The sequence below is a fragment of the Streptomyces sp. NPDC060194 genome, from assembly GCF_042728285.1.
In the GTDB taxonomy this organism is placed as follows: domain Bacteria; phylum Actinomycetota; class Actinomycetes; order Streptomycetales; family Streptomycetaceae; genus Streptomyces.
Genome location: NZ_JBHWZH010000011.1, coordinates 23,920 through 37,845, shown reverse-complemented (window position 1 = coordinate 37,845; position 13,926 = coordinate 23,920). Strand labels below are relative to the sequence as shown.

The 13,926-nt window shown below is 75.2% G+C and carries 10 protein-coding genes; all 10 read left to right on the top strand.

The features are described from left to right. Positions 1–26 precede the first annotated feature (26 nt). The 10 genes from ACFWEG_RS04150 (at position 27) to ACFWEG_RS04105 (ending at position 13,636) form a co-directional block, all read left to right on the top strand. On the top strand, positions 27–1,412 hold the full coding sequence (locus tag ACFWEG_RS04150; protein WP_387208950.1) for a hemolysin family protein: 1,386 nt from the start codon (positions 27–29) through the stop codon (positions 1,410–1,412). Beyond that, positions 1,409–2,428 (top strand): hemolysin family protein, encoded by a 1,020-nt coding sequence (locus tag ACFWEG_RS04145; RefSeq protein ID WP_387208948.1) that lies wholly within the window; start codon positions 1,409–1,411, stop codon positions 2,426–2,428. Before ACFWEG_RS04150 ends, ACFWEG_RS04145 begins: the two co-directional genes overlap by 4 nt. 285 nt (positions 2,429–2,713) lie before the next feature. After that, positions 2,714–3,109 (top strand): molybdopterin-binding protein, encoded by a 396-nt coding sequence (locus ACFWEG_RS04140; protein ID WP_387208946.1) that lies wholly within the window; start codon positions 2,714–2,716, stop codon positions 3,107–3,109. A gap of 71 nt (positions 3,110–3,180) precedes the next feature. After that, positions 3,181–3,987 (top strand): molybdate ABC transporter substrate-binding protein, encoded by an 807-nt coding sequence (gene modA, locus ACFWEG_RS04135; RefSeq protein ID WP_387208944.1) that lies wholly within the window; start codon positions 3,181–3,183, stop codon positions 3,985–3,987. 318 nt (positions 3,988–4,305) lie between these two features. After that, positions 4,306–6,240: an ABC transporter permease gene (locus tag ACFWEG_RS04130; RefSeq protein ID WP_387208942.1), complete on the top strand. Its 1,935-nt coding sequence runs from the start codon at positions 4,306–4,308 to the stop codon at positions 6,238–6,240. Between the two features lie 110 nt (positions 6,241–6,350). Next, a complete protein-coding gene (locus ACFWEG_RS04125; protein ID WP_387208940.1) occupies positions 6,351–8,153 on the top strand; it encodes a methylmalonyl-CoA mutase family protein in 1,803 nt (600 codons plus the stop codon). Beyond that, complete coding sequence (gene scpA, locus ACFWEG_RS04120; protein WP_387208938.1) at positions 8,153–10,378, top strand: methylmalonyl-CoA mutase; 2,226 nt, start codon at positions 8,153–8,155, stop codon at positions 10,376–10,378. Before ACFWEG_RS04125 ends, scpA begins: the two co-directional genes overlap by 1 nt. A 5-nt stretch (positions 10,379–10,383) precedes the next feature. Beyond that, the gene (gene meaB / locus ACFWEG_RS04115) at positions 10,384–11,370 is read left to right on the top strand and encodes a methylmalonyl Co-A mutase-associated GTPase MeaB (protein ID WP_387208936.1); all 987 of its coding nucleotides are present in this window, start codon (positions 10,384–10,386) and stop codon (positions 11,368–11,370) included. A 230-nt stretch (positions 11,371–11,600) separates the two neighbouring features. Continuing rightward, the gene (locus tag ACFWEG_RS04110) at positions 11,601–13,193 is read left to right on the top strand and encodes an ATP-binding protein (RefSeq protein WP_387208934.1); all 1,593 of its coding nucleotides are present in this window, start codon (positions 11,601–11,603) and stop codon (positions 13,191–13,193) included. After that, on the top strand, positions 13,190–13,636 hold the full coding sequence (locus ACFWEG_RS04105; RefSeq protein WP_387208932.1) for a roadblock/LC7 domain-containing protein: 447 nt from the start codon (positions 13,190–13,192) through the stop codon (positions 13,634–13,636). Before ACFWEG_RS04110 ends, ACFWEG_RS04105 begins: the two co-directional genes overlap by 4 nt. Positions 13,637–13,926: the final 290 nt, after the last annotated feature.

Genomic DNA, 13,926 nt, shown 5'->3' with positions numbered 1-13,926 from the left:
GCGCGCCAGGGACAGGAGGTGGCACGGTGACCGAAGTGCTGCTCCTGCTCCTCGCCCTGGGCCTGACGCTGGCCTGCGCGGTGTTCGTCGCCGCCGAGTTCTCCCTCACCACGCTGGAACGCGCGGACGTCGTCAAGGCCGCCGAGGCCGGTGAGCGCGGCGCCGCCGGCGCCCTCGCCGCCGTCAAGCGGCTGACGTTCCAGCTCTCCGGCGCCCAGCTGGGCATCACCGTCACCTCCCTGGTGATCGGCATGCTGGCCGAGCCGTCGATCTCCGCGCTGCTGCGCGGGCCGCTGAGCGCCACGGGCCTGTCCGACGGCGCGGTGACGGGTGTCGCCGCCGTGCTCGGCGTCGCGCTCTCCACCGTCGTCCTGATGGTCGTCGGCGAGCTGGTCCCGAAGAACTGGGCGATCTCCCGGCCGCTCGCGGTCGCGAAGGTCGTCGCCGGACCGCAGCGCGGCTTCACCGCCGCCTTCGCCCCGCTGATCCGGCACCTGAACAACACCGCCAACCGCGCCGTGCGCCGCTTCGGCCTGGAGCCGCAGGAGGAGCTGGCCTCGGCCCGCACCCCCGACGAGCTGGTCGCGCTGGTCCAGCACTCCGCCCGCGAGGGCGCGATCGAGCAGGACTCCGCCGAGCTGTTCGTCCGCACCCTGCACCTGGGCGAGCTGACCGCGCAGAACGTGATGACCCCGCGGGTCGACGTCAAGGCGCTGGACGCGCAGGCCACCGCCGCCGACGCGGCGAACCTGACGCTGGCCACCGGCCTCTCCCGCTTCCCGGTCTACCGCGACAGCCTCGACGCGGTGATCGGCACCGTCCACATCCGCGACGTGCTCGCCCTCGACGAGGCGGTGCGCCACCGCACGCCCGTCACCGAGATCGCCACCGAGCCGCTGCTCGTCCCCGACTCGCTGACCGTCGACCGGCTCCTCGGCCGGCTGCGCGAGCACCGCGCGATGGCCGTGATCGTCGACGAGTACGGCGGCACGGCCGGGGTCGCGACCCTGGAGGACATCGTGGAGGAGGTCGTGGGCGAGGTCCACGACGAGTACGACAAGGGGGAGGTCCCCGACCTCGCCGCCGCCGAGCCGTCCCCCGACGGCCGCGCGGTGTGGGAGGCCGAGGGCGGCGTCCGGCTCGACCAGCTGGCGGAGATCGGCTTCGAGGCGCCCGAGGGCCCCTACGAGACCCTCGCCGGCCTGCTCGCCACCCGGCTCGCCCGCATCCCCGCCCCCGGGGACCGGCTCGACGTGGACGGCTGGCAGTTCGCCGTCCTGCACGTCGCGCACCACCGCGCGGACCGCGTGCGGGTCACCGGGCCCGCGGCCGAACCGCTGTCCCTGAGAACCGTCATCGGGGCCGCCCCCGTCACCCACGACAAGACCCTCGCCCAGGAGAGCGCCCGATGACCACCGTGCAGTTGCTGATCGGAGCGCTGACCCTGCTCACCAACGCGTTCTTCGTCGGCGCGGAGTTCGCGCTGATCTCCGCGCGGCGCAGCCAGATCGAGCCCGCGGCGCTCAAGGGCGACCGGCGGGCGAAGAACACGCTGTGGGGTCTGGAGCACCTCTCCGCGGTGATGGCGACCGCGCAGCTCGGGATCACCATCTCCTCGCTGGTGCTCGGCGCGGTCGCCGAGCCGGCGATCGCGCACCTCCTGGAGCCGCCGTTCGCGGCGATCGGGGTGCCGGACGGGCTCGTCCACCCGATCGCGTTCGTGATCGCCCTGTCGGCGGCCACGTACCTGCACATGCTGATCGGCGAGATGATCCCCAAGAACATCGCGCTCGCCGCCCCGGCGCCGACCGCGCTGCTCCTCGGCCCGCCGCTGGTCGCGCTGACCCGGGCGCTGCGCCCGGTCATCTTCGGGATCAACGCGTTCGCCAACACGCTGCTCCGCCTGCTGCGGGTCGAGCCGAAGGACGAGGTCGCGGCGGTCTTCACCGACGACGAGCTCGCCCGGCTCGTCGAGGACTCCAGCGAGGCGGGGCTGCTCGACCCGGCCGACGGCGAGCGGCTGCGGGACGCGCTGGAGCTCGGGACGCGGCCGGTCGGCGAGGTCATGGTGCCGCGCGGGCGGATGGTCACGGTCGACGCGTCCACCACCGCGCGGCAGTTGGAGAAGGCCGCGGCGGCCTCCGGGTTCTCGCGGCTGCCGGTCACCGGTGCGGGCGGGGAGATCCTCGGCTACCTGCACATCAAGGACGCGCTCGGCGTCGCGGACCGCTCCGCGCCGTTCCACCCCGGCGCGCTGCACCGCGTCGTCCGGGTCGCGATCGACACGCCGCTCGACGACGCGATGACCGTGATGCGGGCCGCGGGCACGCACCTGGCCGCGGTCACCGGTGACAAGGGCACGGTCATCGGGTTCGTCACGATGGAGGACGTCCTCGAGGAACTGGTAGGCCCGGCACTGGCCGCCTGACCCACGGCGGTACGGCCCCCGGCCGACCGCGGCAGGACCGCGCGACACCACGGCGGCCCGGCGCACTACCCCTCGGTCGTGCGCCGGGCCGCCGGCGTGTCAGGGGACGGTGGCGAGGGCGGGTCGACCGCCCCTCCTCGATTACGAGCCGCAGAGGCCCGGGCGTGACGCCTCGCCGGTGACAACTGCGTGGCGGTCGGAGGATTCTCCAGCCTACTCGCATCTGCTATGGGGAATCGTACAAAACCTTGTAGATGCGAGGTAAAGGACCCTATGGTGTCGCACATGCAGTCCTACACCATCGGTCAGGCCGCGCGTCTGCTCGGCGTCAGTCCGGATACCGCGCGCCGCTGGGCGGATGCCGGGCGGGTCGCCACGCACCGCGAGGAGGGCGGGCGGCGGATGATCGACGGCCGCGACCTCGCGGCGTTCTCGGTCGAGGTCGCGCAGGGGGCGGCGGCCGAGGCGGAGGAGCCGTACACCTCGGCGCGCAACGCGTTCCCCGGGATCGTCACGGCCGTGAAGCTCGGCGACGTCGCCGCGCAGGTCGAGATCCAGGCGGGGCCGCACCGGCTGGTGTCGCTGCTCACCCGGGAGGCGGTGGAGGAACTCGGCCTGGAGGTCGGGATGCAGGCCACCGCGCGGGTGAAGTCGACCAGCGTGCACATCGACCGGACCTGAACCGGCCTCCTCGCGCGTCGCCGTCCCGGCGCGGCACACCGTCAACTGCTCGCGCCCAGGGAGGGCCCGTCATGCCGCTCAGTCCAGTCCGCCGCCGTACCGCCGCCGCGCTCGTCGCCGGCGGCCTGCTGTTCCCGCTCAGCGCGTGCGGGGGTGACGACGGGGGGTCCGACGCGGCGGAGTCGCCGTCCGCCTCCGCGTCGGGTGCGCCGGACGCGGACCTGACCGTCCTCGCCGCGTCGTCGCTCACCGACGTGTTCAAGACCGCCGGGGCCGCGTACGAGGCGGAGAACCCGGGGACGAAGCTGACGTTCTCCTTCGCCGGGTCGCAGGAGCTGGCCGCGCAGGTGAAGCAGGGGGCGCCGGCGGACGCCCTGGTCACCGCGGACACCAGGACGATGGACGGGCTGGGCGGGGAGACCGGCACGCCGACCGTCATCGCGAGGAACCGGCTGGTCATCGCGACCGGCAAGGGCAACCCGGAGGGCGTCGAGAACCTCAAGGACCTCGCGGACCCGGAGCTGAAGGTGGTCCTCGCCGCGCCCGAGGTGCCGGTGGGGCGGTACAGCAAGCAGATCCTCGACGCGCAGAAGATCACCGTGAAGCCCGTCTCGCAGGAGCCGAACGTGCGGGCCGTGCTCAGCAAGGTCGAGCTGGGCGAGGCGGACGCGGGTCTCGTCTACAGGACGGACGCGGCCACCGCGACGGACGAGGTCGAGGCCGTCGCCATCCCCGACGACCAGAACGCGATCGCCTCCTACCCGGCCGCGACGCTGAAGTCGTCGGAGAACAGCGAGGCGGCGGACGCGTTCGTGAAGTGGCTCTCCACCCCCGAGGCCCAGAAGATCCTCACCGACGCGGGCTTCCAGCAGCCGTAGGGAGGGAGCGGTCGGCGCGGCGCGACGCAGGGGCGGCGACCGGGTGCGGGCCGGGCGCACAGGGCCGCGGATGCGACGCACCGCGCGCCCGCGACCGGGCACTCGTGGCGGCCGGGCGCGCCCCGCCGCCGCGTTCCCCGGCCGCCGGGTCCGCCCTGCCACCTCACCCCGGCACTCCGCCGTAATCTGCAGGCAGCCGAGCGGACGGCTCCCGCGCCCCCGCCCGGGACGCCCGCCCGGCCGCGGGCGGGCCGTCCCACCGTGCGCGGCCTCCCGCCCCAGGGCCGCGCAGTCGTCCGACCAGCTCCGGGAAGCCCGATGAACCGTCTCCGCAACCGCCGCACCACCGGGCCCCGCGCGCCGCTCGCGCTCACCGTTCCCGCGCTGCTCGCCGTCGCGTTCCTGTTGCTGCCGCTGGTCGGGATCCTCGCGCGGACGTCGTGGGGGGAGCTCGGAGGGCATCTGACGCGTCCGGAGACGACGCAGGCGTTGACGTTGTCGCTGGTCGTGTCGGGGTGGGCGCTGGCGGTCTCGGTGGTGCTCGGGGTGCCGCTGGCGTGGTTGCTCGCGCGGGTGGAGTTCCCGGGGAAGGCGTTCGTACGGTCCCTCGTGCTGCTGCCGATGGTGCTGCCGCCGACGGTGGGCGGGGTCGCGCTGCTGCTCGCGTTCGGGCGGCGGGGGCTGCTCGGGCCGTGGCTGGAGGACACCTTCGGGCTCACGCTGCCGTTCCACACCTCCGGCGCGGTGCTCGCGGCGACGTTCGTCGCGATGCCGTTCCTGGTCATCAGCCTGGAGGGCGCGCTCGGCGGGCTGCGGCCCCGGTACGAGGAGACCGCGGCGTCGCTCGGAGCGTCGCCACTGCGGGTGTTCCTCACCGTGACGCTGCCGATGGTCGCGCCCGGTCTCGCCGCGGGCGCGGCGCTGACCTGGGCGCGGGCGCTGGGCGAGTTCGGGGCGACGATCACGTTCGCCGGCAACCTCCCGGGGACCACGCAGACGCTGCCGCTGCAGGTGTACCTGCTGCTCCAGGACAGTCCGGAGGCGGCCACCTCGGTCTCGCTGCTGCTGCTCGCGATCGCGATGGTCGTCCTGGTCGCGCTGCGGGGGCGGTGGACGGGGACGCCGCGGGTCGCCCGCGCGGAGCCGGCGGTCGGGGTGGAGGAGCCGGACGACGGTCCGCGGCCCGCGGCGGTCGGCGTCCCGGCCCCGCCGGCCGAGCGGTGGCCGCTGCACGCGGACGTCACCGGCTTCGACGAGCTCACCCTCAGCGCCGACGCGGGCACCACCGTCGCCGTCGTCGGCCCGAACGGGGCGGGCAAGACGACGCTGCTGCGGGCGCTGCTCGGCCTCACCCCCCGGTCGCACGCCGCGCTGCGGCTGGGCGACCTCGACGTGACCGCTCTCCCGCCGCACCGCCGCGGGGTCGCCTGGGTGCCGCAGGACGGGGCGCTGTTCCCGCACCTGACCGCGCTGGCGAACACCGCGTACGGGCTGCGCGCGCACGGGGTGCCGCGCGGCGAGGCGCGGCGGGAGGCGCGCGAGTGGCTCGACCGACTGGGCGTCGGCCACCTCGCGGGCCGCCGGCCCGCGCAGCTGTCCGGCGGCCAGGCCCAGCGGGTCGCGCTCGCCCGCGCGCTGGCCGCGCGCCCCCGGCTGCTGCTCCTGGACGAGCCGCTCGCCGCGCTCGACCAGACCACCCGGGCGCACGTCCGGCACACCCTGCGGACGCACCTCGCCGGCTTCGGCGGGGTCTGCCTGCTCGTCACGCACGACCCCGTCGAGGCCGTCTCGCTCGCCGACCGCGTCCTCGTCCTCGACGACGGGCGCGCGGTGCAGGACGCGGCCCCCGCCGAGGTCACCCGCCATCCGCGGTCGCCGTGGGTCGCGCGGATGCTCGGGCGCAACGCGTGGCCGGGCGTGGCGGAGGAGACCGGACTGCGGCTCGACGACGGGGGGCTGCTCCACACCGCCGACGGCCTGCCCGCCGGCACCCCGGCCCTCGCCGTCGTCGCCCCCGAGGCCGTCGCCCTGCACCGGGAGCGGCCCGGCGGCAGCCCGCGCAACGTCCGGCCCGGCGTCGTCCGCGAGCTCACCGGCACCGGCAGCCGGCTGCGCGTGCTCGTCACCTCGGCGGACGGCCCCGACGTCGTCGCGGAGATCACCCCGCAGGCCGCGGCCGACCTCGGCCTCGCGGACGGGGTGGAGGTCTGGACGAGCATCAAGGCGACCGAGACGACGGTCGTGGCGCTGTAGTTACCCGCGCGTAGCTTCGGCGGGGCGGAAGATCAAGTCACTCCCGGCGAGGGCAAGGTCACAGCCGTGGCCTCTGCTGCTCAGCTGTCGCGCTGTCCTAGCATCCGAGCATGACAGTCCTGCCTGACGACGCGCTCTCGCTGGCTGCCGAGTTCCCGGACGCGACCCATGAGCAGTGGCAACGCCTGGTCGAGGGCGTGCTGCGCAGAGCGGGGAAGGACGTCTCGGGGGCCGCAGCGGAGGACGCCCTGTCCACGCCGCTGGAGGACGGGCTGAGGGCCCGTCCGCTGTACACCGCGAGCGAGCCGGTGCCCGACGCCGGGCTGCCCGGCTTCGCCCCCTTCGTACGGGGCGGGCGCCCCGAGGGCAGCACGCTCGGCGGGTGGGGCGTACGGCAGCAGCACACGGCGGCCGACGGCGAGAAGGTGCTCGCGGACCTCGAGAACGGGGTCACGTCGCTGTGGCTGGTGCTCGGGGAGCACGGGATCCCGGTGGCGGAGCTCGGCCGGGTGCTCGACGGCGTGTACCTCGACCTCGCGCCGGTCGTGCTCGACGCGGGGCGCGAGACCGAGGCGGCCGCCGCCGCGCTGCTGCGGCTGTACGAGGAGCGCGGGCTCGCGCCGGACGCCGTGCGCGGCAACCTGGGGGCCGACCCGCTGGGCTTCGAGGCCCGGACGGGCGAGCGGCTCGACCCCGCCCCCGCCGCCGCCCTCGCGCGGACGTGCGCCGGGGGCTACCCGGGTCTGCGCGCGCTGACGGTCGACGCGCTGCCGTACCACGAGGCCGGCGGCTCGGCGGCGCAGGAGCTGGGCGCGTCGCTCGCGACCGGCGTCGCGTACCTGCGCGAGCTGACCGCGACCGGGCTGAGCGCCGAACAGGCCGCCGGGCAGCTGGAGTTCCGGTACGCGGCCACCGCCGACCAGTTCCTGACGATCGCGAAGCTGAGGGCCGCGCGCCGGCTGTGGGCGCGGGTCGCGGAGGTGTGCGGGGCGCCGGGGCGGCAGGTGCAGCACGCGGTGACCTCGCCGGTGATGATGTCGCGCCGCGACCCGTGGGTGAACATGCTGCGGACGACCGTCGCGACGCTCGCGGCGGGGGTGGGCGGCGCGGACTCCGTCACCGTGCTGCCGTTCGACCACGCGCTGGGGCTCCCCGACGCCTTCGCGCGCCGGATCGCGCGGAACACCTCGACGATCCTGGTCGAGGAGTCGCACCTGGCCCGGGTGATCGACCCGGCGGGCGGCTCCTGGTACGTGGAGCGACTGACGGACGAACTCGCCCATGCGGGCTGGGAGTTCTTCCGGCGCATCGAGCAACAGGGCGGCCTGGCCTCCGCTTTGCGGTCCGGAACGCTCGCCGGCGACCTCGCGGAGACGTGGCGGGCGCGCCGCGCGAAGCTCGCCACCCGGCGCGAACCGGTCACCGGGGTCAGCGAGTTCCCGCTCCTGGACGAGCCCGAGGTCGTCCGCGCCCCCCACCCCGCACCCCCGATCGGGGGGCTGCCGCGGGTCCGGCGGGACGAGGCGTTCGAGGAGCTGCGCGAGCGCTCCGACCGGCACCTCGCCGCGACCGGCACCCGGCCGCGGGTCTTCCTCGCCGCGCTCGGCCCGGCCGGCGCGCACACCGCGCGTCTGTCGTTCGCCGCGAACCTGTTCCAGGCCGGTGGGATCGAGACCGTCACGCAGGGCACGTTCGCGGAGAGCGGGGCCACCGAGGCGTGCCTGTGCTCCAGCGACGCCGTCTACGAGGAGCAGGCCGCCGGTGCGGCGGCCGACCTGCGGGCGGCCGGTGCCCGGCACGTGTTCCTCGCGGGCCGCCCCGGGGACCACCCGGGCGTCGACGCCCATGTCTTCGCGGGCTGCGACGCCGTCGCCGTGCTCGCCGCCACCCTCGACCGCTTGGGAGTGTCCTGATGGCCACGCAGGGAATCCCGGACTTTTCCGGGATCGAGCTCGGCACGCCGAAGGCGGCCGGCGGCGCGGAGGAGTGGGCCGACGCGGTGAAGCAGGCGGCCGGCGGGGACGACCTGCTGTGGGAGACGCCCGAGGGCATCGCCGTCAAGCCGCTGTACACCGGGCGGGACACCGAGGGCCTGGACTTCCTCGCCACCTACCCCGGCGCCGCCCCCTACCTGCGCGGCCCGTACCCGACGATGTACGTCAACCAGCCGTGGACGATCCGCCAGTACGCCGGCTTCTCGACCGCGGAGGAGTCCAACGCGTTCTACCGGCGCAACCTGGCGGCCGGTCAGAAGGGCCTGTCGGTCGCCTTCGACCTGCCAACCCACCGCGGGTACGACAGCGACCACCCGCGGGTGACCGGTGACGTCGGCATGGCGGGCGTCGCGATCGACTCGATCTACGACATGCGGCAGCTCTTCGACGGCATCCCGCTGGACCGGATGACCGTCTCGATGACGATGAACGGGGCCGTGCTCCCCGTGCTCGCGCTGTACATCGTCGCGGCCGAGGAGCAGGGGGTGCCGCCCGAGAAGCTGGCGGGGACCATCCAGAACGACATCCTCAAGGAGTTCATGGTCCGCAACACCTACATCTACCCGCCGAAGCCGTCGATGCGGATCATCTCCGACATCTTCGCGTACACCTCGCAGCGGATGCCCCGGTACAACTCGATCTCGATCTCCGGGTACCACATCCAGGAGGCGGGGGCAACGGCCGACCTGGAGCTGGCGTACACGCTGGCCGACGGGGTGGAGTACATCCGGGCCGGGCGGGCGGCGGGGATGGACGTGGACGCGTTCGCGCCGCGGCTGTCGTTCTTCTGGGCGATCGGCATGAACTTCTTCATGGAGATCGCCAAGATGCGGGCGGCGCGGCTCCTGTGGGCCAAGCTGGTCAGGGAGTTCGACCCGCAGAACGCCAAGTCCCTCTCCCTGCGCACCCATTCGCAGACCTCGGGCTGGTCGCTCACCGCGCAGGACGTGTTCAACAACGTGACGCGGACGTGCGTCGAGGCGATGGCGGCGACCCAGGGGCACACCCAGTCGCTGCACACCAACGCACTCGACGAGGCGCTCGCGCTGCCCACCGACTTCTCCGCGCGGATCGCCCGCAACACCCAGCTGCTCATCCAGCAGGAGTCGGGCACCACCCGGACCATCGACCCGTGGGGCGGCAGCGCGTACGTCGAGCGGCTCACCTACGACCTGGCGCGGCGGGCGTGGAGCCACATCCAGGAGGTCGAGGCGGCCGGCGGCATGGCGCAGGCCATCGACGCGGGCATTCCGAAGCTGCGCGTGGAGGAGGCCGCGGCCCGCACGCAGGCGCGCATCGACTCCGGGCGGCAGCCGGTCATCGGGGTCAACAAGTACCGGGTGGAGACCGACGAGCGGATCGACGTCCGCTCCGTCGACAACTCCGCGGTGCGCGCCCAGCAGATCGAGAAGCTGCGCCGGCTGCGCGCGGAGCGCGACGAGCGGGCCTGCCAGGACGCGCTCGACGCGCTGACCCGGACCGCCGCGGGCACCGGCAACCTGCTGGAACTCGCCGTGGACGCGGCGCGGGCGAAGGCGACCGTGGGGGAGATCTCGGACGCGCTGGAGAAGGTGTACGGGCGGCACGCGGGCCAGATCCGTACGATCTCCGGTGTGTACCGCAACGAAGCCGGCGAGTCCCCGTCCATCGACCGGACGCGCGCCCTGGTGGCCTCCTTCGAGGAGGCCGAGGGCCGCCGCCCCCGCATGCTGGTCGCCAAGATGGGCCAGGACGGCCACGACCGCGGCCAGAAGGTGATCGCCACTGCCTTCGCCGACCTCGGCTTCGACGCCGACGTGGGCCCGCTGTTCCAGACCCCGGGCGAGGTGGCGCGGCAGGCCGTCGAGGCGGACGTGCACATCGTCGGGGTGTCCTCGCTGGCCGCCGGGCACCTCACCCTGGTGCCGGCGCTGCGGGAGCAGCTGGCCGAGGAGGGCCGGGAGGACATCATGGTCGTGGTCGGCGGGGTCATCCCGCCGCAGGACGTGCCCCGGCTCCTGGAGATGGGCGCGGCGGCGGTCTTCCCGCCGGGGACGGTGATCCCGGACGCGGCGTACGACCTGGTGACCCGGCTCGGCGAGCAACTCGGCCACCCGGCGGCGGAGTTGCAGTCCGCGGCGGCCGACACCGAGCCCGGTCGCTGACCCGGATGGCGATCGACCTCGACGCCTACGCGAAGGGCGTGCTCGACGGGCGGCGGGCCGTGGTGGCCCGGGCGATCACGCTCGTGGAGTCCACCCGGCCCGACCACCGGGCGCTGGCCCAGGAACTGCTCACCGCGCTGCTCCCGCACAGCGGCCGGGCCCGGCGGATCGGCGTCAGCGGGGTGCCGGGGGTGGGCAAGTCGACGTTCATCGACGCCTTCGGCACCCTGCTCACCTCGCTCGGCCACCGGGTCGCGGTGCTCGCCGTCGACCCGTCCTCCAGCCGGACCGGCGGGTCGATCCTCGGCGACAAGACCCGTATGGACCGGCTGTCGGTCGACCCGGCGGCGTTCGTGCGCCCCTCCCCCACCGCGGGAACGCTCGGCGGGGTCGCGAAGGCGACCCGCGAGTCGATCGTGGTGATGGAGGCGGCGGGGTACGACGTCGTGCTCGTGGAGACGGTCGGCGTCGGGCAGTCGGAGACGGCGGTCGCGAATATGGTCGACACCTTCCTGCTGCTCACCCTCGCCCGGACCGGGGACCAGCTCCAGGGCATCAAGAAGGGCGTCCTCGAACTGGCGGACGTCATCGCCGTCAACAAGGCCGACGGGCCGCACGAGCGGGACGCGCGGGCGGCCGCGCGCGAACTCGCCGGTGCGCTGCGGCTGATGCATCCGGTGGACGCCGCCTGGACACCGCCGGTGCTGAGTTGCAGCGCGCGGGACGCGACCGGACTGGACACCCTGTGGGAGCGGCTGGAGCAGCACCGCGCGCTCCTCGACTCCACGGGACGGCTGGCGGAACGGCGGCGCGCCCAGCAGGTGGACTGGACGTGGACGATGGTGCGGGACGAGCTGCTCGGCCGGCTGCACGCGGACCCGTCCGTCCGGGCCCTCGCCCCGGATCTCGAACGGCAGGTGCGGGACGGCGAGTTGACGGCGACCTCGGCCGCTGAGCGGATCCTGGCGGCGTTCGGCGTCGGGCGGCGCTGAGCCGGGGGCCGCGAGCTGGCGTTACCTGCCGAACCGAAGGATGGTTGCGCACGCAACTTCCCTGTCGTGGCCAGATGTTCGCGGACCGAGTTGGCCAACTGGCGTCACAAAGGCACGGGTTGATCGTAGGATCGGCATACTCCCGATCATTCCGCTCCGGGAGTCCGACGCGTCCTGGAAGGGGCCCGGTCTTCGTGGTCGTCGTGCGCTCGTCCGCCCTGAGGTGGTCCGTGGCGTTGCTCGTCGCCGCGACCGCCGCCGTGCTCGTCGGACTCGCGGCCGTCGAGGAGTGGCGGCAGGTGCTGGCCGGAGGCTGTGCGGCGCTCGCCGTGCTGCTCGCCGCCCGGGTGCTCGCGCTGCGGCGGCGGCTGGCCGCCGAACGGGCCGGGCGCGCCGCGGAGCAGCGGCTCGCGGCGGCCCGCGGGGAGGCGCTCGCGCACCTGGCCGAGGTCCGGTTGCCGGCGATCGCCGAGCGGGTGCGGACCGGGCGGCGGCTCGACGGGGTGCCGGGGCCGGCCGCCGCGGAGGGCGACGCGGGCGAGGAGTTCGCACGGGCGATGGCCGCGGTGGTCGCGGCGCTCGGCTCCGACGAGGCGGTCCGGCGCGAGCGCGGGATGCGCGACTCGGTGCAGGCGGCGTTCGAGTCCGTGGCGCGCACCATGCACGCGATGGCCACCGTGCAGCAGCAGGTCCTCGACCAGGTGGGTCACTCCCTGACCGACGCCGGTCCGATGGCGCAGGTGATGAGGGCGGACCACGCCGCCGCGCAGATGACCCGCAAGGCGCAGACCCTGCTGGTGATGTGCGGGATCTGGCCGGCCCGGCGCGAGGTGCGGCCGGTGTCGCTGTACGACTGCGTGCGCGGGGCGCAGTCGCGGATCGTGGAGTTCGGGCGGGTGGAGGTGCACGGCGGGCAGACGCTGTTCGTCGTGCCGGCCGCCGTCGAGGGCCTGATGCACGCGATCGCCGAACTCCTGGAGAACGCGACGGTGTTCTCCCCCTCGCGCACCCAGGTCGTGGTCACGATCCGCGAGGTCGGGGCCGGTGCGGTGCTCGAGATCGACGACGCGGGGCTCGGGATGCCGCCGGACGTGCTCCACCGGGCGGCGTCCCAGCTGCGGGACGACCTGGACCTCACCCGGCTCGGCGCGGTCCCCCGGCTCGGGCTCGCCTGCGTCGGCCGCTGGACGCGGGAGCTGGGCTTCACTGTGGAGCTGACGGGCGCGTCGGCGTACGGCGGGACGCGGGCGGTGACGTTCGTGCCGCACCGGCTGCTCACGGAGCCGTTGTCGCACTTCGAGGCGGACACGGCGTCGTACGCGGCCGACGTGCCGGGGGCCGGGGCGTACGCGGCGCCCGCCGTGGGGGTGGCGGCGGCGCCCGTCGTGGAGGTACCGGCGACGCAGCCGATGCCGCCCGCCGCGCCGATGCCCCGTACCGCGCCCGTGCCTCCCCCCGCGCCCGTGCCTCCCCCTGCGCCCGCGCCTCCCCCTGCGCCCGCGGTGACCACCTCGCCCGCAGTGACCGCCGAGCACGCGGTGTCCGCCGAGCACGCGTCCGCGGGCGACGGCGGCGGGCCCGACGCGCTGCCCCGGCGCCGCAGCCGCCGCCGCACCGGCGGGACGGGAGACCGGCCCGCGGCGCGCCCCGCCCCCCGGCCCGCCGCGGGGCCCGATCCCGACTGGACGCCCGAGGAGGCCCGCGCGTCGGTCGCGAGCGTGCTGTCCGGGGCGCGGCGGGGCCGGGAGGCCGCGCGGGACACCGACAGCGCACCACCCGCACCACCCGCACCACACGGACGACACGACGGAGGCCGGCAGTGACCGGAACGATATCCAGACTCCCCGACCTGGGCTGGATGCTGCGCCCGCTGACCGACATCCCCGGCGTGCGCCACGCGGTGGTGGTGTCCGAGGACGGGCTGCGGCTCGGGCACGCGTCCGCGCTGAACGTGAAGGGGCGGGTGTCCGAACTCAGCGTCGCCGAGGCCGAGTCGCTCTCCGCCGCGTCCGCCGCGCTGACGATGACCAGCCGGTCGACGATCGGGCTGCTCTTCGGCGGGAACGCGGGGATGCGGCAGCTGATGCTGGAGTCCGACCAAGGGTTCGTGCTCTTCACCGCGGCGGGGGTGGGGGCGCATCTCGGCGTCGCCACCGACACGGGCGCCGACGTCGGCCTCGTCGCGCAGCAGATGCAGCTGCTCGTCGTGAAGATCGGCGGCCACCTGGCCAGCCACCCGCGGGACCAGGCGGCCCCCTCGTCATGACGGACGGGCCGTCATGACGGAGCCCGCCGGCCGGGCCGACGGCGGCCCGCCGGGCCCGCGCGCCCGTCCGCGCCCGGCGGAGCACGCGGGCGGCTCGGACGCCGCCGACCGCGCGTCGGGCCATCCGCCGCACGCGTCGGACGCCTACCCCGCGGCACGGGGCGGCTTCGCCGGGGCCGGGGGCACGCCGACGCCCCCCGGGCCGCCGGCACCCGCCCCCGGCGCGGCCGGGGTGCGCCCGCCGGCGGACCCCCCGCCCGGCCCGGCCCCGGGCCCCTCCGGCACCGTCC

Bases quoted from the DNA above. Each gene is read 5' to 3' on its own strand.
- ACFWEG_RS04145 (WP_387208948.1), top strand. From the start codon at position 1,409: ATGACCACCGTGCAGTTGCTGATCGGAGCGCTGACCCTGCTCACCAAC.
- ACFWEG_RS04140 (WP_387208946.1), top strand. From the start codon at position 2,714: ATGCAGTCCTACACCATCGGTCAGGCCGCGCGTCTGCTCGGCGTCAGT.
- modA (WP_387208944.1), top strand. From the start codon at position 3,181: ATGCCGCTCAGTCCAGTCCGCCGCCGTACCGCCGCCGCGCTCGTCGCC.
- ACFWEG_RS04130 (WP_387208942.1), top strand. From the start codon at position 4,306: ATGAACCGTCTCCGCAACCGCCGCACCACCGGGCCCCGCGCGCCGCTC.
- ACFWEG_RS04125 (WP_387208940.1), top strand. From the start codon at position 6,351: ATGACAGTCCTGCCTGACGACGCGCTCTCGCTGGCTGCCGAGTTCCCG.
- scpA (WP_387208938.1), top strand. From the start codon at position 8,153: ATGGCCACGCAGGGAATCCCGGACTTTTCCGGGATCGAGCTCGGCACG.
- meaB (WP_387208936.1), top strand. From the start codon at position 10,384: ATGGCGATCGACCTCGACGCCTACGCGAAGGGCGTGCTCGACGGGCGG.